General features: G+C 46.5%; 17 protein-coding genes. 1 reads left to right on the top strand and 16 read right to left on the bottom strand.

All coding sequences use genetic code 11. From position 1 onward, the window contains the following. Nucleotides 1–59 precede the first annotated feature (59 nt). The 4 genes from F0220_RS10750 to yicI all read right to left on the bottom strand — a co-directional run bounded on the left by F0220_RS10750 (nt 60) and on the right by yicI (nt 7,896). On the bottom strand, nt 60–1,361 hold the full coding sequence (locus F0220_RS10750) for a bacillibactin exporter BcbE (protein WP_105598163.1): 1,302 nt from the start codon (nt 1,359–1,361) through the stop codon (nt 60–62). A gap of 159 nt (nt 1,362–1,520) precedes the next feature. Then, nucleotides 1,521–4,472 (bottom strand): glycoside hydrolase family 3 C-terminal domain-containing protein, encoded by a 2,952-nt coding sequence (locus F0220_RS10745; protein WP_105598162.1) that lies wholly within the window; start codon nt 4,470–4,472, stop codon nt 1,521–1,523. 19 nt (nt 4,473–4,491) lie between these two features. Continuing rightward, nucleotides 4,492–5,502, bottom strand: coding sequence for a phosphotransferase family protein (locus F0220_RS10740; RefSeq protein WP_105598161.1), 1,011 nt, complete (start codon nt 5,500–5,502; stop codon nt 4,492–4,494). Nucleotides 5,503–5,577: 75 nt separating this feature from the next. Beyond that, nucleotides 5,578–7,896: an alpha-xylosidase gene (gene yicI, locus F0220_RS10735; protein ID WP_105598160.1), complete on the bottom strand. Its 2,319-nt coding sequence runs from the start codon at nt 7,894–7,896 to the stop codon at nt 5,578–5,580. Between the two features lie 172 nt (nt 7,897–8,068). On the opposite strand from yicI, the gene F0220_RS10730 reads away from it, so the two are divergent. Next, entirely contained in the window at nt 8,069–8,989 is a 921-nt protein-coding gene (locus F0220_RS10730; protein WP_105598159.1) for an AraC family transcriptional regulator, read from the top strand. 167 nt (nt 8,990–9,156) lie between these two features. On the opposite strand, the gene F0220_RS10725 is transcribed toward F0220_RS10730, so the two are convergent. The 12 genes from F0220_RS10725 to F0220_RS10675 form a co-directional block, all read right to left on the bottom strand. Beyond that, nucleotides 9,157–10,077, bottom strand: a complete 921-nt coding sequence (locus tag F0220_RS10725) for a hypothetical protein (RefSeq protein ID WP_105598158.1) — start codon at nt 10,075–10,077, stop codon at nt 9,157–9,159. Between the two features lie 385 nt (nt 10,078–10,462). Beyond that, a complete protein-coding gene (locus F0220_RS10720; RefSeq protein WP_105598157.1) occupies nt 10,463–12,322 on the bottom strand; it encodes an adenine deaminase in 1,860 nt (619 codons plus the stop codon). 310 nt (nt 12,323–12,632) lie between these two features. Next, nucleotides 12,633–15,008, bottom strand: coding sequence for an RNA polymerase recycling motor HelD (gene helD / locus F0220_RS10715; protein ID WP_105598156.1), 2,376 nt, complete (start codon nt 15,006–15,008; stop codon nt 12,633–12,635). A gap of 244 nt (nt 15,009–15,252) precedes the next feature. Beyond that, on the bottom strand, nt 15,253–15,714 hold the full coding sequence (locus tag F0220_RS10710) for a hypothetical protein (RefSeq protein ID WP_105598155.1): 462 nt from the start codon (nt 15,712–15,714) through the stop codon (nt 15,253–15,255). Nucleotides 15,715–16,069: 355 nt separating this feature from the next. Further along, complete coding sequence (locus F0220_RS10705; protein WP_017689291.1) at nt 16,070–17,137, bottom strand: FUSC family protein; 1,068 nt, start codon at nt 17,135–17,137, stop codon at nt 16,070–16,072. 299 nt (nt 17,138–17,436) lie between these two features. Next, nucleotides 17,437–18,159 (bottom strand): HD domain-containing protein, encoded by a 723-nt coding sequence (locus tag F0220_RS10700; protein ID WP_105598154.1) that lies wholly within the window; start codon nt 18,157–18,159, stop codon nt 17,437–17,439. A gap of 1 nt (nt 18,160) precedes the next feature. Continuing rightward, the gene (locus F0220_RS10695; protein ID WP_091017428.1) at nt 18,161–19,600 is read right to left on the bottom strand and encodes an NAD-dependent malic enzyme; all 1,440 of its coding nucleotides are present in this window, start codon (nt 19,598–19,600) and stop codon (nt 18,161–18,163) included. A 37-nt stretch (nt 19,601–19,637) separates the two neighbouring features. Then, nucleotides 19,638–19,784 (bottom strand): hypothetical protein, encoded by a 147-nt coding sequence (locus tag F0220_RS32860; protein ID WP_206759552.1) that lies wholly within the window; start codon nt 19,782–19,784, stop codon nt 19,638–19,640. 26 nt (nt 19,785–19,810) lie between these two features. Next, a complete protein-coding gene (locus F0220_RS10690) occupies nt 19,811–21,883 on the bottom strand; it encodes a beta-galactosidase (protein WP_091017430.1) in 2,073 nt (690 codons plus the stop codon). Between the two features lie 91 nt (nt 21,884–21,974). Then, nucleotides 21,975–23,060, bottom strand: a complete 1,086-nt coding sequence (locus F0220_RS10685) for a glycoside hydrolase family 53 protein (protein ID WP_105598153.1) — start codon at nt 23,058–23,060, stop codon at nt 21,975–21,977. Between the two features lie 32 nt (nt 23,061–23,092). Next, nucleotides 23,093–23,971: a carbohydrate ABC transporter permease gene (locus F0220_RS10680; protein ID WP_091017431.1), complete on the bottom strand. Its 879-nt coding sequence runs from the start codon at nt 23,969–23,971 to the stop codon at nt 23,093–23,095. A gap of 29 nt (nt 23,972–24,000) precedes the next feature. Further along, complete coding sequence (locus F0220_RS10675) at nt 24,001–24,891, bottom strand: ABC transporter permease (protein WP_074094500.1); 891 nt, start codon at nt 24,889–24,891, stop codon at nt 24,001–24,003. Nucleotides 24,892–25,079: the final 188 nt, after the last annotated feature.

The raw sequence follows: 25,079 nt of genomic DNA, 5'->3' as shown, positions 1-25,079 counted from the left end.
TGAAGATCTAATAAGCTTACGACAGCTTGGGAATGAACGTAGCATACAGAACCTTCTATTTAAAATGGACTTTTCTTGCGCCTTATAGGAGCATACCCTCTACTTGGCTCGATTCGCTCGATGTGTCGTTCGTCCTGTTTCTGTCCGCTTCCTGAAGTAGGTTGGTCTCCCTTATCCGGCTTAACTGCAAATAATGTAAGTAGTCCTCCTACAGCTGCAGAAGCGGCAAGCACACCAAAAAGCAAAAAATGTTGTTTGCCAATGAGTAAAGAAACAACAGGTGGGCCGAGTGATACACCGATGAATCGCATGCTACTGAACAAAGCCGTAATCGTACCTCGCTGCTTTTTGTCCACACCCTCAGTAATTAGAGCATCCAGACATGGTAAGGTTGCCCCTATTCCCGCACTTCCCAATGTGAATAGACCTACGACAACGTAGATATTATCGAAAACTCCAATAACACCCAGCGAAACAGTTACAAGAAAAAGACCTGCAAATCCGATCCACTTCATACGAGGCTTACTCTTTCCGATCCACTTTCCTGCGAAAAAGGAAAAAAGACACAGTGCCGCTAGCGGAATGGCAAGCACGAGACCTTTTACAATGCCCTTCATGGCGAACTCGCTCTCCAATGTCTCGGAAAGATAATACAGCACACCAAAAAGAATAAACATACAAATTCCACCGATCGCAAACAAGGCGTACAACCATCGTCCTTTTTCTTTTAGTACATCTTTAATGGAAGCCACAAATTCTGTAAAGGTGGGCGGTTTTTCTTTTTTCTTGGGTGTTTTCACCAAGAAAATAACCAGGATCAGCGAAAGAACACATAGAACGGGAATAGCCATAAATGGTAGGTACCATAACCACACAGCCAGTGCTGCTCCCAGAATTGGACTTAACACTTTGCCAAATGTATTCGAAGTTTCAATGATTCCCAGACTTTTAGATACCTGATCTTCATCATTGAACATGTCCCCAACCAAAGGTATCACAATCGGGAATGCCCCCGCTGCTCCAACCCCCTGTAATAACCTGCCACCTAATATGGTCCAGTAAGCTATATTTCCGTTCAGAATCCATGCAGCCACACCAGCTACAGCACCCCCGACGGCTGCAATGATAAGGCTGGGAATAATGACTGCTTTTCTGCCAAAACGATCCGACAAGTATCCTGCGAGTGGAATAAGCAGAATGGCAACTACAGCGTAGACTGTAATAAGCATACTGACCTTGAATGCAGATACCTTCAACTCACGTTCAATCTGTGGCAGGATCGGTATAAGCATGGAGTTACCCAAGGTCATAATTAAAGGGATGGAAGCAAGTGCGACGAGGTCCCACTTTTTATCGTTCATACCACAACCACCTTTACAGATTCTACACACAACAGCATTATTGTGCTTGTTTCGGAGGTTGATTATTCAGGACATGCTGGATGTTACCGCTTGTTCACACAAATAAGCTGCCTGCACGAATTTATGCAAGACAGCTCCTTTGGTTCATGATGTCTACAACTACAACAATCTAAAGTGGCGCAACGCTGCTCCACCTTTGAAAATAATATACAGCTCATTCACCTTATGGGGCGCCTCAAGCGAACACTGGACCGTTGTCCACTTGATATCTTTTCCATTCACACTGCCACCAGGTCCAGAAACCTCACACACACCAAGCAGTTCGCCCTCCAGTCCTCCAGAACGAATCTCAAGTCTGCCCTCTTCCCCATAAGCTGCCACTCTGGCTTCAAATCCTTGTACTTCCTGAACAGCATTATGGTTGAAAGCGATCCAGGATGACTGACCATCTCGATATAAAGGTTCTTCCTGGTTAATTGCCCGAACTGCCGAACGTCCTTCCAGACATTCATCCAACAGAACACCTCTACAAACATCGTAATTCTCGGCAAAGGTAAGCAAGTGCAGCGGACGATCCGGAATCGTCTCACCTTCAATTTCAATATCAGCCGACTGACGTATATCTGCAGAAGAACGCCCTGCCAGCATGGCCCAGGTCGATGTCTCCAGGCAGTATCGATCTCGGGTAACATCCCATAGCGCCAGCTTCTGAACAGGGACTTCTAAACTTATCGTAACACGCGTCCCTGCTTTGACATGAACACGACGGAAAGCAAGCAGTTGCTTCTGAGCACGTTTCACTCGGGAGGTATAGGAAGATCCATAGATCTGTACGACTTCATCACTGTCACGTTCACCTGTGTTGTGTATCTCCACTTCAATCTTTAATTGATCTGTGGTGGTGTCTTCCACCGGAGCACTACGATTTACACGAATCGCTTCGTATTCGAATTCGGAATACGTCAGGCCATGACCAAATGCATATTGAACCGGTCCTTCATGATACATATAAGTCATGCCATTCTGAATGATGTCATAATCCATCATGTCAGGAAGCTGTGATTCGTCTTCATACCATGTCATATTCAATCTGCCTGCCGGGGCATAATAACCTAACAGCACATCTGCAAGCGCATTACCCAATTCCTGACCAGCATGTGTCATATAAACGATTGCGCGGGCAATACCTTTCAACTCCTGCAAGGCAAATGGATAACTGCCCATAATGACAACCACCGTATTGGGATTGGCTTCACACACGGCTTTGACAAGCTCGACCTGACTCGGAGGAAGCAGCAGACTTGGGCGGTCAATTTCTTCTTTGCCGTTGATATATGGGCTGTTGCCAACAACAACGACAGATGCCTGACTGCTACGTGCAGCTTCTACGGCTTGTTGTATTCCGCTGGTCACAATATCAATATTGAATGCAGAAGGTATCTGTGTATTGCCTGGTGATTGACTTGCGTGTCCAGAGGCACTCACATTGTCCTGAGTTGTACTTGTAGCTGTAGTTTGTTCTCCTTGTGGCCGTGGTGGTGATACAGCAGCCTGTCCCTGATATTCGCTCAGTCCAACCGGAATACCGTTCCACGTCCGCAAGGTGTTACTTCCATCCGTTAGAGGATCTATGCGAACAACTTCCTTCACAAACCAGCCACCAATCTCCGGTGCGTTTGCCTGATAGATGCCTTGCTCGGTTAAACTAACGTATCGATGATTGTTCACACTTCTCAGCGTATGACTTCCCGAGCCCCAATCCTGATGTACAAACTCGGCGGCTGCAGGTGCACTATCCTCCGGTACAGCGACGAGCGTACCTTCCGCACCCAAGGTTATAACCTGACCGTCTGTTGTCTTCAGCTGAATACGGTCATTCCCATCTGAATACGTTATGTCTGAATGAGGTAGTCGATTACGCAATCCATCGAGGACGGATACACGATAAGGCAGTGTGCCACTGTACCAATCGGTATAGACAACATCGGAAAGGGGTCCAATCACACTAATTTTCTGTAATGCTTCTGGCTTCAAGGGAAGCAATCCGTCATTTTGGAGTAAAACAATGGATTCGGCAGCGGCACGATAACTAAGTTTGGCGTGTTCTGGTGCACATAGTACAGACTCGGGTATGGAGGCATACGGGTTCCGTCCCGACTGATCCAGTTGTCCAAGTCGCATTCGCACACCGAAGATGTTACGAATTGCTCGGTTCAAATCAGCGATCTCCAACAGATCCTGATCAAGAGCCTCTTCCAGAGCAGATACAACAAGATCAACTTCATCCGTAAGACAATCCACTCCTGCCTTCAACGCACCTGCTGCTGATTCGGCATGACTGGTGTGATAACCATGATAGTTCACCGTCTGTGACAGGTCTCCGCCATCACATACAATAAACCCAGGCATCGCCCACTCACCCTTAACCACATCATTCACATATGGACTTTCAATGGCAGGTGTACCATTGATGGAATTGTAAGCTGTCATCATGGACAAGGCTCCACCTTCCACAAATGGTGTCTCAAATGCTTTTAAATAATATTCCCGCAGATTGCGCGGATCGATGCTGGATGAACAATTCAGCCGATCTTTCTCATTATTATTGGCAAAAAAGTGTTTTAATGTTGCGACCATTTTCAGATAAAAAGGATCATTTCCCTGCATACCTTTGACGAGAGCTGCCGACATTTCTCCCGTGAGGACCGGGTCCTCGCCATATCCCTCTTCCGTTCTGCCCCAGCGTGGGTCACGTTCCAGATCAACCGTTGGTGCCCACAATGTTAACCCGTGAACCTCAGGATCACGGTGATGGTATGCCCTAGCTTCATCACCAATGACTGAACCAATCTCCCGCATGAGCCTTGTATTCCAAGTACTTGATAGACCGAGCGGTTGTGGAAATACCGTTGCCTCCCCTTTCCATGCAACCCCGTGGGCAGCTTCGCCCCCAACGTTGTAGGCTGGAATGCCCAGTCTTGGTACAGCTGCTTCGCGTGTAGGAATTAGTCTGATCTTCTCCTCCGTTGTCAATCGTGCAATCAGGTCATCCAACCTTTCCTCAAGTGAAAGTGACGCATCCCACATCGGGTATTGATGATACTCCTTCATCCTTCATTCCTCCTACGAATTAGTGAAGTCCAAGTTGCTTCCATTGCTCCAGTAAATCCAGCGTACGCTGGCGATACTTCTGACCATCTTCAGGTTGATTGACCTGATGTTCATGAACGTAGGCATTAAAATACGAAGACAGTATTCGGTACGCAAGCCTGCGTGCCTGTCCTTCAGCGGATGAGTCCAGTGGACGATCATATCCTTCATGAAAAGCCGCTGATTCTGTTGACAATATGGCTTCAAACTCCCTGTCGGCAAACATGGAACGATCTCCATCAATGATGGCCGCAATGTTTAGCTCACCCTTTTCCTGATGAACAAGCACATTTGCTTCCCACAGGTCATTATGAACGAGTACCGGACGGGTCACATGATCAAATAAATCTTTATTTTGGATGAAAATAGCAGCGATCTCTTCTCCCACACCTGACATATAATTGACTTGTGCCGCTTTAAGTGCCGTTTCTTCTGCAAAAGAGTGCAGCACCTCGGACCATTGATCCGAGCCTCTAATCGTCCCATCTCCCAGCGGCCACCCAAACGATGCCCCCTCGATCTGATGCATGATGGCGGTATAGACGCCAAGCTGATGATACAATCGCTCTTTGTCTATGTCTGAAATTGATGCGTGATCCAGCTGCTTACTTGGAATAAACTCCATAAACATGTACGTTCTCGGAATGATGGATCCGCTATCATCACAGGCGATAATGTTGGGAGCAGGAATGCCTGCCTTACGGTAATATTCATACACAATCGGTTCAGCCGCCATCATCGTACGTTCAAAAGAAAAGAGTGGGTCACTCGCAGAACCAGCCGCCATCTCTCCCCGCTCTGGAGCCAAACGTAAAATCACATCCGCATAGGATGTATGTTCAAGGTGAATCCGATAAGTTGTATTAAAAAGTCCACCTTGCAGGAGACCAAACTCCTTCACTTTGGTATCGCTTCCAAAATTAATCTCTACCAGTTGATGCAGCATCTCTGCTGATATCGTGCAGTGCAAACCGGAATTCATTGTACTCATTTCATTCAATCTCCTATCATCGTAGACAAACAGACGGCACCTTTCGGCACCGTCCTTTTCTTCTACTATATCATTTTACAGTTGGATTGTAAGCGCGCTTGCACCTGTTGCTGCCGTAACAACAACACCCGTTGCACCAGACATTTGGGAACCACCTTCAACGCTGGATACACTTTCAATACCACGAAGCACGATGTTCCAAGGTTTACCTGCACCTTCAGCACGAACATCCAGCACTGATCCATTACGTGTAACGTTAACTGTTAGCTCCTGTTCAGCAGCTTGGTTCACAACGACAGCTTGAGCCGTTTGACCATCAGCCAGCTCGAACAAGTGCAGAGATACATCATTTGCAAAGTCGTAATCCGGTTTGTTATCCACCGCACCCACAGCGATCAAGCTGTTTGGTTTGACCATCATTGGCAGTGTTTTGAAGTCATGGTTTTCACTGATCCAGCGTCCACCTTGTACTTTCGCTCCTGTCAGATAGTTCGTCCAAGTTCCTTCAGGCAGGTAATAACGCACATCGCCTTCCTTGTTGAAGATTGGAGCCACCAAAATCGAGTCACCAAACATGTATTGCGTATCCAGGCTGTATGTTGTTGGGTCCTCTGGGAAGTCCAGCAGCATAGCGCGCATCATCGGAATACCTTTTACCGTTGACTCTACCGCAGAATTGTACAGGTACGGCATCAGGCTGATTTTGAGTTTGGTAAAATCACGAACAACGTCCACGGATTCCTCGTCAAACAGCCAAGGCACACGATACGAAGTGCTGCCATGCAGGCGGCTGTGTGAAGATAAAAGTCCGAATTGTACCCAGCGTTTGTATACGTCAGGGCTCGCTGTGCTTTCAAAACCACTGATATCATGGCTCCAGAATCCGAAACCGGAAAGCCCCAGTGACAGGCCACCGCGAAGCGATTCAGCCATGGATTCATACGTGGAAGAACAGTCACCACCCCAGTGAACCGGGAACTGTTGACCACCTGCTGTTGCGGAACGTGCAAACAGAGCAGCTTCGTTTTTGCCAATCTTCTCTTCGAGCAATTCAAATACAGCTTTGTTATACAGTTGTGTATAATAGTTGTGCATTTTAACCGGATCAGAACCATCGAAGTACACGACATCTGTCGGAATTCTTTCGCCGAAGTCGGTCTTGAAGGAATCTACACCTTGATCAAGCAGGACTTCGAGCTTACTCTTATACCAATTCACAGCATCCGGATTCGTGAAGTCAACCAGAGCCATACCTGCTTGCCACATATCCCATTGCCATACGCTACCATCGGCTGTTTTGACCAGATAACCGTTCTCCATACCTTCATCGAACAAGTAGGATTTTTCTGCAATATATGGATTGATCCAAGCACAGATTTTGAGGCCCTTTTCTTTCAGACGTGCAAGCATGCCTTCCGGATCCGGGAACATCGCTTCATCCCAGACGAAATCAGACCATTGGTATTCCTTCATCCAGAAGCAGTCAAAGTGGAATACAGACAGCGGAAGATCACGTTCAGCCATACCATCTACAAAATGGTTAACCGTTGCTTCATCATAATCCGTTGTGAATGAAGTTGTCAGCCACAGACCAAATGTCCATGCTGGTGGAAGTGCTGGTTTACCTGTCAATTTCGTATAATTATCAAGTACATCCTTTGGATTGTCACCGCCGATAATGAAGTACTCCAGAGTCTCTCCTTCTACGCTGAATTGAACTTTGGATACATTTTCAGATGCAATCTCATAGGATACGCGTTCCGGATGGTTTACAAATACACCATATCCTTTATTGGACAAGTAGAACGGAATGTTTTTATATGACTGCTCACTGCTTGTACCGCCGTCCTCATTCCAGGTATCGACGATTTGGCCATTCTTAACAAACGGTGTGAAGCGCTCACCGAGTCCGTAAACATATTCACCAATACCGAGATCAAGCTGCTCGCGGAAGTACGCTTCCTTGCTTGGACCTGTAATATAACCAGCCGCTCTTTGACCACTACCTGTAATACGCTTTCCTCCATATAGGAAGCTAACGTCCCAACCGTTTGTTTTGTCGATTTGAACTTCCAGGTTACCGCTTTTCAAAACTGCGTCTTGTTCATTTTTCGAGATGTCAACGTTTGCATCTTGCGTGTTGAGCTCAAATACAGGCCCTTTTTTCACTCCGCCTTTATGGTGATTCAAGGTTACACGAATAACGTTTGGCATAGGTGAGCTGTATGTTGCTTTAAGCAATGTACCGTTCAACGTGTCGCCTTTGCTGCGAATATATTTAGTTGCCGCATATACGGTCAAAGAATTATCTTTTTGTACAATATCACGAATGTCAGTCGGGTTTTGAATCTGGTACCCTTCACGAGTCATCCAGAATCCATCAGTAAATTTCATGTTTTCTTTCCCCCTTTGGTTATACTATAATAATATTGATATTAATAATGAATTTCTTCTCTTATTTTGACTAAATATATCACGATTTTGATAATAACCATCCGATTCTTGAACATCAACACCAAACTTTGGAAACGATTACATTAAAAATGAAGTAAAAGGAGGCGTTGATATGGAACGTGAACGATTACGCGAAGACCGAATTCACGGCAATGCCATGTATCCAGTCAGTGTGTACCCCGATATACAACAGCTGAACGGCGATAGCATTCTGGATTGCCACTGGCATGATGAAATGGAGTTCACCATGGTTACTCAGGGCTGTGCGGTCTTTCAGATTGATATGAACACCATTGAGGTTCAAGCTGGAGAAGCCATTTTTATCAATCGAGGTGAGATTCATGCAGGTTATCTGAAAGGTGATATTCCCTGTGTATTCTCTTCCATTGTATTTAATCCGGAGCTGCTTGGCAGCCGCACCTTCGATACGGTACAGGAGAAATTCATCGGTCCACTGGTGCGTAAAACCGTGATCCCCCCTTCTCATATCAAGGCAGATGAGGATTGGGGACAAGAAATTCTGGATCACCTGCAACGCATATTCGCTGACCATGCTGCCCGAACAGAAACGTGTGAAATGTCAACGAAAGCGTACCTGTATCTCATATTTGCCCGTATGTTCGAACATATGAGACCTGCTCCGCTCAAAGGCACCATCGCTACAGGGAGTCATGACAAGGTAGAGCGCCTGAAATCCGTGCTCGGCTATATCCACAAGCGTTATCCTGAGCCATTGAAGCTGAAAGAACTGGCTGATGAAGCCAATATGAGCGAAGGACACTTCTGCCGTTTCTTCAAACAGATGGTGCAGAAAACCCCGGTTGATTACATTAACTATTACCGCGTTCAACAGGCCTGCGTTCAGCTTGAGAATACGGATCACAAAATTGTTGATATCGCCATGGATGTGGGTTTTGAGCATCTAAGCTACTTCATCACTACATTTAAAAAGCATAAAGCCACCACACCATCACAGTATCGCAAATTGTTCTATGAGAACGTAGCCATGGAATCTGCCTTGGTTCAGGTATAAAAGAAGAAGGTGCTCACAGCTATTCAGCTGCAAACACCTTCTTTATCTTTTTTATCAACTTTCCAGCCAACGAGTAAGATAACGCTCTGATCTGAGCCACACTGGCTCAGTTAGAACTCATCTCACTCGCTGCTATCAGCCTTACGCTTTGAAGCTTAACATTGGGCTCACTTTTTCAGCGTCTTCCATGAAGTGTACTCATGTACGGAGAACCCATTAAAGGACGCATGTACTGAAGCCATTTTTTCGACCAACTTTAATTGTGCTTCCATATAAGCAGATCCCTCTTCATAAAAAGTAATGAAGTCGCCTTCCTTACTTTGCTTTGTTTCCACGGCGATCGAGATCGTCTTGCCGAGCAGAGCTGCTTCTGTAAGTTCATCCTTCGCTACACTATAGATTGCAGCAGCTGTATCGCGGTAAGCCATAATGGTGATGGAATCAAACTTGCGTATCATCCAACTGCTTACGGCCATCGTGGAACCCGGAATTTTGTAGTTATCGAGCCAGAAAGGCAGATCAGCCGCTACCGGCATCTTCATCCGTGATGCTCGCTCAACAATGTACTCCACATTTCCTTGCCACTGGGTAATCACACTGGCCTGATTGGTTTTCCATTGTGGGTGCACATGTGGCTCAATATCTAGATGAATACCAGCAAATTTCTCACTGGACAACGCCTGCGCCTGATATGCCTCGATCCAGTCCAGGAAAGATGAAATCTGCTCCCGGCTTTCCGTTAAGCCCCAGGCTGATCTTCCATCCATGACGTCCACCGCAATATTCTTGGCTCTCGCCTGGCGGATAAAACTTTTATATTCAGGATTTTTTATATCCCGGTTCATCTGCAGATAGATCGTATTGATCTTGTTCGCTGTAGCGTAATTCAACACCTCTTGAGGATTACTTCGGATCTGGGTGGTATCCCACACCCATGTCGCTCTCACCGGTGCATCAAGTTTTCCATGAATCGTTGTATAACTGTCGACTGAACCATCCGCAATGGCTTTGGAAGAACAGGCTGTACTCGCACACAGGACCAAACAACTCAGTAATAAGATAAAACGGTAACCCCTTTTGCTTTTCATATTTGTACACTCCCTCTGAAGTTATCAGCTCTGACGTGCAAATCTGGATGAAATTGTGTCGTTTCATATTCATTTAATGGAACCTTATTAGGTACGACGAATTCGGATTGCTTTTATATGCAATATCATCTTCAAGACTCACGACGAAAGAATCATATAACTATATTTCGGGAATTCGTAGTTCTGTATGTATAGTTCAAAAGTCACAATTATTCATTATTTTCAAATTCAATCCTTATTCCAGCATGACTTCAGTCATTATTGCCATATGTACACCAAGCTTCAGAAGACCTAGAAAGCGTTTTCTCTCAAAACACACCAAAAAACCGCCCTAAGGCGGCTTTATATGGAACCCTATTTAATGATGTCTAGTCGACATTTCAGTTCATTCATTACCCGATGGAGCTACCGGTGTATTGTCAACCACTTCATCGAAAAGTGACACCCGTTCAATACCTTCTGCCGAGATCCGCACAAGCCCCTTGTCGGACAAACGTAATTCCGGAATCACAACCAGCGCGAGCAACGAAAGCGTCATGAACGCATTATTCAACGTACATCCTGCGGACTGTAAAGCTTCACTGACTGCTGCCGATTGCGCTGCAACGACTTCGAATGGCTCGGTTGACATCAAACCTGCAATCCGCAGCGGGAATTCGGTTACACCTGCTGCCGTTACCAGGGCGACCCCGCCCTGCATACGAATGACATGGTTACCGGCTTCGGCCATCAGGGCATCATCATTACCGATAATCAACAGGTTGTGACTATCATGAGCAACCGTCATCGCAATCGCTGCAGGGGATGTGAAACCGATGCCTCCAACAAGCGCTACCGCTCGATTCCCGGTTTGTTTGTGACGCTCCAATACCGCAATTTTGCATACTTCCCCTGAAGTTGAAACCACAACTTTGCCGTTCTCTACTCTAACAGGCAGGTGTTTCTCCTTTGTATCCACATGGTTCTCTGTCACATGAATGATTTTGGCACCAATCGTCCCCTCTTGAATCGGTGCAGCAAGCTTCAGATCTTCTGACTGAATATTTGCTTCTAACTTCACCGTGTTCAGTGCTTCCTCCGGGTACGTGAAACTGTCCCATACCGCGGTCATCTTCCCGTTCTCGGCTACTACTTGCCCGGCAGCAATTGTCATGCCCACACGTACATCAGCCAGTCGGCCGTCCAGCAGAATAATATCAGCTATATTGCCCGGAATAACCGCACCAATGTCGCGCGCAACACCAAAGCGCTCAGCCGTGTTAATGGTTGCCATCTGGAAAGCCGTAACCGGCTTCACCCCTTGGGAGATTGCGAGACGAACAACAAAATCCATATGTCCTTCTTTGAGCAGGGATTCAGAGCTTCGGTCATCGGTCACCAGCATCATCCGGCGTGTATCCAGTCCAAGCTCAGTGCAGGCTTTGATCGTCTCGGCTACATCATGCCATGCCGAACCTTGGCGCATCTTCGCGTACATCCCGAGTCGCAGACGTTCAACCACATCTTCCTTGGTCACACATTCATGATCCCCTGTAACGCCACTCGCTGCATACGCTGGCAGACGCCAGTCATCTGCAGCCCAGGTAAAGTGACCGTCAGCCACTTTACCTGCCCGGAGGGTCGCCTGTATCTCACCAATCATCGTCTCGTCCCCATAGACTACCCCAGGGAAGTTCATCACTTCACCAAGGCCAATCATGTCCGGACCCCAGGAAAGAGCCTCAGCTACCTCTTCAGGCCCGATATAAGCACCTGTTGTCTCCAGTCCTGGATGCGTCGAAGGCACACAGGAAGCCACCTGCATATAGGCTGCCATCGGTGTGGTCCGTGCTTCATCCAGCATCAGTCTCAGACCTTTCAGACCAAGCACGTTAGAGATCTCATGTGGGTCAAAGAAACCTCCGGTTGTGCCTGAAGGCAATACCGCTCTTGCAAACTCGGTTACTTTCATCTGTGTACTTTCAATATGGCAGTGTCCATCCAGCAAACCAGGAGCGATATACTTACCGTTTGCTTCAATAATCCGGGTATGTTCTCCAATTGTGTGGCTTATATCTTTACCAACATAAGCGATTCGAGCTCCCTGTACGGCTATGGACATCTCCGGCAAAATCTCACCCGATATCACGTTTACCAGCGTACCTCCCCGAATGACCAAAGTCGCTGGCAAATCTCCCCGTGCTGTAGCGACCAGATCAGGTACACAATCAGCCATAAGTGGCCGTTCAAAAGATGGTATGTTCATTTTGTTGCCTCCTTTAATAAACGATCCAAAAAAAATATATTGTTACGATTATATGAGTCCGGACTTCATGTGTAAAGAAAAATTACATCCATTGTGCTTGAATACAAATTAAGAAGTCATTTTTATCCACGGAACCCAATCCTTACGAATTCACGTTAGGTATTTTCATTCGATACGATCACCTATATGGCTGGAACCTCAACATGTATACTTCCCTCGCTAAGCTAGCTTCTTCCCGATCTATGTATCATATACAGAAAAACTCCCGTTCCAATGAACGGAAGCCTTCTTATGCATATGAAGTGTTATGTCAGTCCACTTGCGCAGCAGACACCTTGCCAAGATCATACTTTTCTTCCGACTGGGCGGTAATGAACGGACTCGGTGTGCCCACGCAGTAAACGTGTAGCAGATGCATCGCTCGTGTGCAAGCCGTATAGAACAACTTGCGTTCATGCTCCTGAGCATACTGCTCCGCAGAGCCGTCATAGATCAGGACAGCATCGAATTCCACACCTTTGGCCAGATACGCCGGGATGACATGAACACCCTGTTCAAAAGCCAGCGTCGTTTTCTTGATTAACTTCGGTGCTGTGGGCAGCGCCTTACTCAATGCAGCATGTACGTCTCTGCTCTCTTCGGCGGTCTTGCAGATCACTGCAACTGATTCATACCCTTCCTCAATCAAGTGTTTGAAATCTGTCGTGATGACGTTCATATGACGCTCGGCATCAGAAGAAACAATCACTTTAGGCTTCTCGCCGCTACGGTTAAATGGAATAATCTCTTCCCCACCAGGCACCATGCCACGGGTAAACTCCACGATCTCCCGAGTAGATCGATAACTTCTGGTCAGCTCAATGACCTCTGTATTGTCTGGACCGTACAGGTTAGTCAAAGGTCCTGTTCCACTCAGCACTGAAGAGTGGGCATAGATGGCCTGATTAAAGTCACCAAGTGCTGTTATTTTCGCCCGTGGGAACAACCTCTTCATAAATGCCAACTGAAACGCAGAATAATCCTGGGCTTCATCAATAATGACATGACGAATATTGGAGTTAATATGGAATCCAAGCATAAGCTCACGCAAGTACAAGTATGGCGTAATATCTTCATATGCCAACTCCTGAAGCTTCAATCTGCGTAAGGTCATCTTACAGATTTCATCCCATTGAGAAGGCAGCGCTTCATCACCCAACAATCGCTCCATCTGAGCCTGATCGTTGAACAGATGTGCATATAATTGTCTTATATCAACGAATCGTAAGGACTTAATCCATTTTCGCAAAGGTTTGAGTCGGTCACTGACCACCATGCGTGCCAGAATTTCTCTTTCCTGCTCGAAGTCATTAAACGTATGCGTCTTTCCTTTTTGCTTGCGCTTCAACCGTTGATAGGCACGTTGCAGATCCTCCGGCTCCATCAGATCAAGCTGCTGGTCTACCCAAGGCGCATCCAGTTCACCTTTACCAAAGGCAGACAGTTCTTTCAGCATCCAGTCCCGCAACATCTCTAGTCGACTCACCAGCTTAACGGATGATTCGAAACTATAGAATTTCTCAGCCATAGCCTCTGACGTGACAATCGCTCGGCCCTGGAAGCGAACCGGCTTGAATTTCATGCCACCTGACAACATGCTTTCCTTATAACGTGTAATCACCTTCAGGAAAGATTCGGATGACTTGAACCGAATGCTGGACATGCGCACATCGTAATCGGGATCTTCCGTCCCTGTAAGTACATATTCGAGTTGAATAAACGGATCTTCCAGTTGATATTCACGACCCAAACGGCGCTCCAAATACTCCTGGAAGGTCGTCTGCAACATGTTTTCCTCCCCAAGCTCAGGCAGTACCGTGGAGACATAACTGTTGAACATCGGATTTGGTGAAAAAAGAACCATCTGATCCGCTTGCAGATGCTCGCGGTATTTATAGAGAAGATATGCTACACGCTGGAGCGCCGCGGATGTTTTGCCACTGCCGGCTGCGCCTTGCACAATGAGCATGCGTGTCCGGTCATTACGGATAATCCGGTTTTGCTCCTTCTGAATGGTCGCTACAATACTCTTCATCTGTGCATCCGAAGTTCGACTGAGCACGGCCTGCAATAACTCATCGCCAATCGTAACCCCCGTGTCAAACATAAACCGGATACGTCCGTCCCGAATGACAAACTGCCGCTTCATCTCGATATCACCGCTGATCTCTCCACTGGGTGTATGATACGTGATTGGACCCGGTGCTCCGTCATAATACAGGTTAGAGATCGGCGCACGCCAGTCGTAGACCAGAAAAGATTCTTCCTTCTCATCCAGCAACGATGCAATGCCCAGATAAATGCGTTCAGCATTTGGATACCCGTCTTCCTTGAAATCAATGCGGCCGAAATATGGTGAGTGATGCAGTCGTTTCATTTTGTCCAACGCAGCCGCTGTATTAAGATGGCTGCGCTCCCGATCGGATAGTACCTGTGACTGCTGCCGCATGCTGGTTGATGTCTCTCCGACATCGTCCGCTTCACTAAAGTTCATCGTGACTTCGTCCCAAAAGTCTTTTCTCATTCCAACCACTTCGTCACGGAAGGAGCCTACTTCATCTTCTAACGTTGTGATCTTGCGTTCAATCTGATCGGTCACGGTGTTGACCCGTTGTTGTTCCTCATTCCATTGCTGATCTGTACTCATATGTTAATAGCCCCTCTTTCCCCGGATTGTGTCCTCAAAATCCCATTTGACAAGCCCGAAAAGGCAATGGTATAATTATTAGAAAGTAAACATTTTAATTATATGTTAATTAGTTCTAATTTTCTGAAAACCATTTTTTATTGTACCAGTGACAACGTCCCGATGCAAGCGGAGGCGTTTTTTGTTGTTTTCTTCTTCATTATTACCCAATCACCGGGTCCTCAACTGACTTGGCAACTCCTGCCTACTTTCGTAATTCTTCAATCGTCTCTTTCCAGCGTGTAATTGCTCCAAGTTCATCTTTTAATTGAAAGGTTATTCCTGAAGTGATCTCCGCATATGGCGCGTGATCCACACGTACCTGAAGCACTTGTGCTTCAAAACGATCTCTCGGATGAACAGCCCCCTCAATCTCAGGCAACCGTTCTACTTCTATACGGATATGCAGCAATCGATGTCCTTGAACCGTAATCAAGGTAGCCTTGCCTGTATTGCTCATGTTCATACTGGTCTGTGTACCTGGCCATAAAGCAAGTCTAAGCTGCTGCGGATTTATCGCAATCACTTCTCCCATACTAATCATCGCCTGATGCGGCCATTGATCCTCAGATACGGTTAGCAGTTGCATGGCTTCATGCTGTTTATACTCCAGATTTGTCCCACTCAACCATTCCATTAGTTCAGCGTCCAATTCCTCTATAATCATGTCTCTATCCCTCAGTTCGTTAAAAATCATTCATGCGCTTCAGCCCTATGTATGACAAAACAACCCGGACACGATGGTCCGGGCAATGTTGTAACTACATTGTATATGATCGCCAAGCAGGTGCGCAATTCGCACTTAGAGAGGTTGTTCAAAAAGTCTACTTTTGATTACGAATCATGCCTAACGGCATCATCAGCATCGAATATGAAATTCAGCCGAATAAGCAGACGCTTACGAAGTATGTTTCCTTCGGAAACATTGTAGTTGCTCACGTAGTCTTCCTACGCTCCGCTACTCCATTTCTAGCTTCATTCCATCTTCTCGGTACTGAAAACCAGCCTTTTTGAACTCGCACTTAAGGCCACTTAAGCCAATTCAAAATTTTGTCCTGTGATTCTTTGTCTTCACTGGCGCTATGCACATGTTCGGCAAGTCGATTCAAACGTTCCAGTTGATATCCGTAATCATAAATTGCAGCAGCCACGATCGACAATCGTAACATCCCTTCCTTGTCGATATCAAACTGGGTGATCGCCTGCTCCATGAAACGGTCATTATCCAATACAAACTGTGCGGCTTCTTCCCCATTAGGTTTCAGCTTATCCTCGAACTTGAGCAGTGCATGCTCATGGAATTTGATAACCAGTTCAAGATGTGAGTCAAAAAACTGATCCATGGCCGTTGTCCGCGGTGCCTGGAAATAGTGGCGTTCCACCGAATCCAGCACCTCATATCCTTTTTGCAGACTCAGCAGCATTTGTTTGTAGACCACCATCTGACGAGTTTCGCTGAATTTCGAACGTTTCATCTTTTTCTGTTCCTCTTCGAACAAGTTATACTTGTCGGACAGAGACTTAATGGAACCTCCCAGGTTGCTTTTCTCCTCCCGGAATACAACTTCCTTGATCTCATCCGAGATCGAAGTTCGCAGAAGCAACGACATACCGCTGAATACACTATGGATCTGCTTCACGAACTGAACCTTCGGTTTCGGAGGAAATACCGTAATGTTGATGAGAAACGCCGATACAATACCAACCAGTGTCAACAGAAAACGATTGAGTGCAAAATGCCAGTCACCCGAGGCTTCCATAATGGATACAACCGTGACCAGTGTCAGGCCAACCGTCTCACCCATATTCAATTTAAGACAGATCATGATGACAAGTACAATAATTAATCCAACGGCGATTGGCTCATTGGACAACACCATGCCCCCCACCAGGGCGACAATAGCTCCCAGCGTGGTCGTTTGCAATTGATCCAGGAAGTATTTCCAGGAACGATAGATGGAAGGCTGCATGGCGAATATAGCCGCGATTGCGGCAGGCACGGGAGATTGCGGGTTCAAGAACAGGCTGCTTAGGTACAAGGCAAGCGTGACCGCGATCCCCGTCTTAAGTACACGTGCACCAAACGACATGGTGGTGACCCCTCCTCTTTACCGAACCTGAAATTTTACATTTGATGATCATGTTCATTATTACCCCATATTTCTTTTTTTGCCTGAATTCATTCAGGAGAACGATTTATTGTACCATGTAAGGTCTTCCGTTGCCATGTCATAAGTCAGAGGTATTATGAAATTGATTTCTTTATGTATGTTAATACACATTATTAACCCAAAAAGAAGCAAATCTTCAAAATGGATTTCTCCACTTCAAAGATTCGCCTCTGTTACTTAATATATCTCTGTGGAATACTCATGCTTATTATGCCTGCCTAACGGTTTGTGCCCTCCCATTCCCTTTTGAACTGGTCCACAAACTGCACCATATAATCATGACGCTGTTCCGCCAGCTCCTTGCCATAGGAGGTATTCATCAGATCCTTGAGCTTGAACAACTTCTCGTAAAAGTGATTTATCGTTGTGCTGCGCCCATTGCGATATTCCTCACGGGTCATCTGTTCCCGTGGAGGAAGGGACGGATCGTACATCTCGCGCCCTCTGGCGCCTGAAAAGGCAAAGGTTCGCGCGATCCCAATCGCACCCATTGCATCCAGTCGATCCGCATCCTGAACAACCTGTGCTTCAAGCGAACTGACCGCAGGACGCTGGCCTCCCGCATATGAGATGGTGCTAATAATACCCACAACCTTATTACGTATATCCGGGTCAAGAGGCTGGGTATCCAGCCAGTCATTCAGTTTGGCCATCCCGGCTTCCAAGCTCTCATTCAGCTTCTCATCCGGTACATCATGTAATAAAGCAGCCAGTTCGCAGACAAATGGATCTGCACCCATGCGGTGAGCGAGTTCAACCGCAAGTGCGGTTACCCGTTCAATGTGCGGCCAGTCATGACCATCACTATGCTTGGATGAGTCCCCTTGAACAAAGGATCGGGCGGCGCGCAGAACAGCCTCTCCTGCCGTTATTCCATCTATATTATGCATGTGCCCTAATTCTTGCAGATTCCCGCCAGGTTGAAGAGGGTTCTCTGACATCTTACGATTCCCCGCCTTCACGGGCCTGTTCACGAGGAATACGCCGAGCTACACCCGTCTTAACAGCTGCTTCAATTACGCGACTGCGCATCGATTTGACTACTTTATCATTGAACACACTCGGAATAATATAATAACGTGTACGCTCTTCATCCGTAATGGCCGATGCAATCGCTTGCGCGGCTGCCAGCTTCATTTCTTCATTAATTTCGGTGGCTCGGCAATCCAGAACTGCCCTGAAGATGCCCGGGAAACATAACACGTTGTTGATCTGATTCGGATAATCGGATCGTCCTGTTGCCATTACAGCCACAATGTCTTCCACCAAGGCAGGCATAATCTCAGGTACCGGGTTTGCCATTGCAAACACGATTGGATCTTCTGCCATGGTCTGCACATCTTCGCGAGTTAACAGATTCCCGCGGGACAGGCCAATGAACACATCGGCTCCACGAATGACATCACGCAGCGATCCGGTTTCCAGTTCCGGGTTTGTACGAGCTGCATAATCACTCCAGACTTCATTCTCATAGGTTTGTGTCCGTACAATCGCACCCTCACGATCGACACCTATAAGCCGGCTGGCTCCCGCGGACAATAATATGTTGCTGCAAGCTACACCTGCTGCACCAATACCGCAGACCACAATCTTCACATCTTCAATGGACTTGCCCACCAGTTTGAGCGCATTGATCAGACCGGCATATAACACAACCGCTGTGCCATGCTGGTCATCATGAAATACAGGAATGTCCAATTCCTCATTCAGACGACGTTCAATCTCGAAACAGCGCGGTGATGAGATATCCTCCAGATTAATGCCGCCAAAACCAGGTGATATCGCTTTCACAGTACGTATGATTTCCTCGGTATCCTGTGTGTCCAGGCAGATTGGGAAAGCATCCACACCTGCAAACTGTTTGAATAACATCGCTTTACCTTCCATGACGGGCATCGCTGCACGAGGACCAATATTACCAAGTCCAAGTACGGCACTGCCATCCGATATGACGGCCACTGTATTCCGTTTAATTGTCAATGAGAAGGCTTTACCGGGTTCTTCTGAAATGGCTGAACATACACGAGCCACATCCGGAGTGTACACACGTGACAGATCTTCCCGGTTTTGAATCGGGGTCTTTGGTGTTACTTCGATCTTACCGCCCAGATGAAGCAGGAACGTCCGATCCGATACATTAATAATGGACACACCTTTAAGCTGGCGCACCCCTTCTATAATTTTACTGTTATCTTGTGCATCTGTAACGGCGACCGTCAAGTCGCGTACGCTTACATCCTGATTGGTGGAAATCACGTCGATGGCAATGATGTCTCCCCCAGCTTCCGAGATGGCCGAAGCCACTTCGCCAAACTTGATATCCTTAGTTGTCATTTCCAGTCGAATAATAATGCTGTTACCATCCAGATTTCTTTGATTCATTTCCATTCCTCCCAGACTGAAAGTCTTGAGTTACATGTTACGTGTTTGTCTTCGCTACGCGGACACGTTTATCCTTTATCTTGTCCAGAAAAAGTCGTTCAACAGCCAAATACATAAAATAAAAAAAGATGCCCTGAACACCAATGCAGGCGTTCAGGGCATCTTTTCTCAATACTAACTTCATTCATTTAGTAGCATATAGAACTTATATTATTTCCGGGCAGCCGGTCTGCGCAGAACACAAATGTCATATGGCTTCAAGCTGAGACTTGCTTCCACGGCATCACCACTGAGCAGATCGGTATAGGACTGTCCATCTAGTTCAATCAGCTTCTCATCTGGCGTGTAGTTCTGTACAAACACATAATCTGCTGTACCATCTGTACGTGTATGTGCCGTTGTTCCGGCAGGCAACTCGGTTTCAAGTCCACGCTCAATGTTCAGGTCAGCGATTAGTTTCGCATAGAAATCATCATAGAATGGTGCTTTCAGACGTGTCGCTACATAATATGCTTTTCCTGTACCCAACTGGTTAACCGTCAATGCCGGACGTCCGGCATAGAAGTCAGAACGGTACGTAGCCAGGGACTTCGCGCCTTCCAGATGAATCAGATCACACAGTTCAATTGCATCATACGCTGTATTGAGCTGAAGCTCATTGCCCTTCTCCGGAATGATTCCGTTCAGATCACGATCATGCAGTCCGTCAATTTCCTCGGACCAGATGCCAAGTGTCTTACGCAGGGGGCCTGGGAATCCACCCAGGAAACACAGATCGTTTTCATTTACAATACCAGACCAGTAAGTTGCTACAAACGTACCGCCTTGTTCTACAAACTTCTCAATGCGTTCCCCGACACCTTCACGTACCAGATAGAGCATTGGAGCAATCAGCAACTTATACTTGGACAGATCTGCATCCATATCAATAACGTCTACAGCGACTCCCTTTTTCCAGAATGCTTCATAATGCTCTTCCACGGTCTGCTCATACTTCACACCGATATTGCGTGGACCCTGGGAATCATTAACGGCCCAGCGGTTTTCCCAATCAAATATAATTGCAACTTCTGCCGGAACCGCTGTTCCTACAATGGCTTCCATACCTTCAAGAGCCGTTCCTACGTCGGTGACATCTTGGAACACACGTGTGTGTTCCGTTCCTACGTGGTCTACCACCGCACCATGAAGTTTCTCACTGGACCCCCGGCTTTTTCTCCACTGGAAGTACTGAACACTATCGGAACCGTGCGCCACAGCCTGGATAGAAGAGAGCAGATGCATGCCCGGCTTTTTCAGCTTGCTGACATCTTGCCAATTCGTCGAACTTGGAGTACTCTCCATCAGCAAGAACGGCTGACCGCCTTTGATGGAACGAACGATATCATGCATCATTGCGATACGGGATGCCTGTTTCGCGTCGTCATCTGCATCATGCCAAGTCGGATAACTGTCCCAAGAGAGGAAATCCAGAATATCAGCGAACTTCCAATAGTTCAGACCACCATAGAATTCCATCAGGTTGGTTGTGACTGGCAGATCGGGATTCTGAGCTTTCAATGGTTTCGTTTCATGGACGATAAAATCAGCTGTCTGATCCGTAACGAAACGGCGCCAGTCCAGATTCATTGCGTGTACCTGTGTCTCACCGTGTGGAGCAGGAGATTCCACTTGACTCCAGTCTGTAACCGTATGGCTCCAGAATGTGGTCCACCACGAATGATTCAGTTCATCGAGTGTTTTATACTTATTCTGAACCCAACCACGGAACGCTTCCTGACAATAATCACAATGACAGTCTCCGCCGAACTCGTTTGAGATATGCCAGCCGATTACAGCCGGATGATCCGAATAACGCTCTGCCAGTTTTGTGTTGATCGCAGTAACCTTCTCACGGTATACCGGGGAAGTATAACAATGGTTGTGACGGAAACCATGCAGATTGCGGACACGCTTCTCAGATACGCGGAGCACTTCCGGGTACTTCGCGGACATCCAAGCAGGTCTAGCGCCACTTGGTGTAGCGAGGAATGCATAGATACCGTTTGCTGCAAAACGATCCAAAACCTGATCCAGCCATTCGAACGTGTATACACCCTCTTCCGGCTCAAGGGACACCCACGAGAAGATACCAATGGACATCACGTTACACTTGGCAAGCTTCATCAAGCGAATATCTTCTTCCAGCACTTCAGGATAGCGGAGCCATTGCTCCGGGTTATAGTCTGCGCCATGCAACATGTGCGGGGCTTTGGAACTTACAGGTGGAAATTTGTATGTCATAAGGACAACTCCCTTGCTTTAATTACTGTTTTTTTAGTTTATATACGATAACGATAACAACGACTTCACAGACGATACGTATTACGCTAAATTATACGTATGTCACGACATCTGATTCTTCAACAGTAGCAAGTGCTGTAAACGATTCCAACTTGCGACCTTTAAAATCAAACATGGTGAGGTTGCCCCAGTTATTCGGGTGCCCGACGGACCATTCTTCTTTACTTGGTATCCAGGCAGGTTCCCAATAATAGAATCCGTGCCCCAAACCACCAGGAACTTCGCGGATAATCTGCAATAAATCCTTCAGATATTTGGTCTGTCCCTCTACACTTGCAGGGTATCCTGGCAACAACATATCTTCCTGATTCAAAATCCATTCAATGCCTTCCGGCTGCTCCAGCGTCCATGGATAAGCGGTTTCAACTACATTGACAGGTTTGCCATAACGCTCAGCCAGATCATGAAGATTGTCACGTAACGCATCAAGTGTGCCATGCCACCAAGGATAATACGAGAGACCAATGATATCAAACTCCACACCCAGTGCTTCAAAGCGATCGTAAAACTTGCGGCTCTCGGCGTTATCTCCACCACGATCAATATGTATCATAATCTGAATATCCGCGTCAACGGATTTGACCGCAGCAATTCCGTACTTCACAAGGCCGGCAAAACGCTCCCACTGTTCATCCGTATCATGCTCTTCTCCACCAACACGTCCCTCATTCCATAACATGCCTGGGGTAATCTCGTTGCCCACCTGCACCATGTCTGGAAGCGCATCGTGTTCCTTCAACGTTCTCAGAACGTCAGCCGTATACATGCATACCGCACGTTGAAGCTCTTCATAGGACAGATTCTCCCATGCTTTCGGCTTCCATTGATTGGCTGGATCAGCCCAGCGATCAGAGTAATGGAAATCCAGCAAAAATTTCAATCCCTGTTCCTTGATTCGTTTGGCTACCTCCACCGTCCGCTCCAGATTGCAGAATCCACCAACAGGATCATTCCAGATTCGAAGTCGTATCGCGTTAGCGTCATTAATCTTCAGGATGGACAGCAAGTCTTGTTCCTTGCCATCCACATCACTATAACTCCCGCCATGCTGTTCGATTTCATCCATAAAGGACACATCCATTCCCAGAATGAATGTCTTTTCCGTCAAATTGCTCACTGTATCAACCTCCATTAATTTGGGGTACTGGCTCAGCCTTTAACTGAGCCCAACGTCATACCTTTGACAAAGAAACGTTGCAGGAAAGGATACACAATCAAGATCGGTGCACTTCCGATGAAGATCTGAGCTGCCCTTACCGTAGTTTGAGAGAGAGATTCCATCTCTTTGGGATTCATGCTCATGCTACTCATGTCACGTCCAATAATGACTGTTTGCATAAATGTAGCAAGTGGGTAATCCTTGGCGTTATTCATATAGAGCAGGCCATCAAACCAGGAATTCCAGTGGAACACCATACTGAACAATGCAATTGTTGCAATGGACGGCATCGAAATGGGAAGGAAGATACTGAACAATGTTCTGAAATGGTTAGCTCCATCCATCAGCGCTGCTTCCTCCAGCTCTTTTGGAATACCACGGAAGAAGTTCAGCATCAGGATGACAAGGAATGTATTAACCGCCCCCGGGAGTACAAGTACCCAGAAGGAATCCATCAACCCAATCTTCTGGATAACCATATAGAATGGAACCAGCCCTCCATTGAAAATCATGCTAAACACAAAAATCCAGGAGTAAATCGTTCTGCCTTTGAACTCACTATTCTCTTTGGACAACGGATACGCCGCCAGGAACGTAATCAGCAAGGTGATAGCTGTACCAATCACTGTACGTAACAGTGAGATCCAGAGCGAGTTCAAGAAAATTGGATTGTTCATTGTCTTTTTGTATGCCTCAAGGGAGAAACCTACAGGCCAGAGATTGACCAAATTTGCATCGGCAGCAGCCTTTGTACTAAAGGATACCGCCAGTACATGAACCATCGGTATGATACACATGATGGCAATTAGAATCAGAAAGCAGGTATTGACTATATTAAACACGCGATATGGCAATGATTTATGATACATCGTGGTCCCTTCTTTCTCTGTTCATTCGTTTAGAATATGCGGTATCCAGCGTATTTTTTGGCTAAGCTGTATGATACAAGAATCAAGATCATGCTAATAACCGATTTGAATAATCCGATCGCCGTTGCAAAGCCCATCTCACCATTTTGCATTGCGGAACGATATACGAATGTATCAATGATGTCACCCGTTTGATATACGAGCGGGTTATACAAGTTGAAAATCTGGTCAAATCCGGCATTCAGTACGTTACCAAGTGCCAATGTTCCTACAACCATCAGCATGGGCACAAGTGAAGGAATTGTAATGTGCAGTGTCTGTTTCCAGCGTCCTGCTCCGTCAATTTCCGCTGCTTCGTACAATGCTGGATTAATTCCGGCAAGGGCAGCCAGAAAGACAATCATGTTATAGCCAAATTCTTTCCACACATCTGTCAGAATGACCGTAGATCGGAACCAACTGTTGTCTCCAAGGAAGAAATATGGCCCGAGTCCAAAGGTTCCCAGAACCCGGTTAACCAAGCCGCCTGTTGACAACAGATCTATCAAAATCCCGCCCAGAATGACCCAGGACAAGAAGTGAGGTAAATAGACAAGTGTTTGGATCGTTCGCTGTATAGCCATCTTGCGAACCTCATTCAAAAGAATGGCAAAAACAAATGGAACAAATAAATTAAAAATCAGTTTAAGTACAGCAATAATCAATGTGTTCCAGATGACCTGTAAGCTGTCTTCACGTTCAAACAGATATCTAAAATTGTCCAGCCCAACCCATTCAGAACCGCTAATCCCAAGCCATGGCTTGTAGTTCTGGAATGCCATAATGATCCCGCCCATAGGCACATAACTGAAGATAATCAGAAAGATAATGGCTGGCAACAGCATAACGTGGAATGGCCAAGTGCGTTTCAAAGTTCTCATGATTGCTCCCCCTGTATTTCTTCCTACTCAAGTACTCCCTGAGTGGCTTATAATGCGATTATATCAACCTTTTATGGGGCCCAAACAGCACATAAAAGCAATATAAATGGCACAAATTCAACCACTTTGCCTTAACTTGAATAAACAAAAAAAGCGCCCAGACGTTAGTCGTCTGAGCGCTGCTTGTA

Origin of the sequence: Paenibacillus sp. 37 (assembly GCF_008386395.1) — a bacterium.
GTDB classification, from domain to species: Bacteria; Bacillota; Bacilli; order Paenibacillales; family Paenibacillaceae; genus Paenibacillus; species Paenibacillus amylolyticus_B.
The sequence above is the reverse complement of the archived record's forward strand: the minus strand, read 5'-3'. Positions and strand labels throughout refer to the sequence as shown.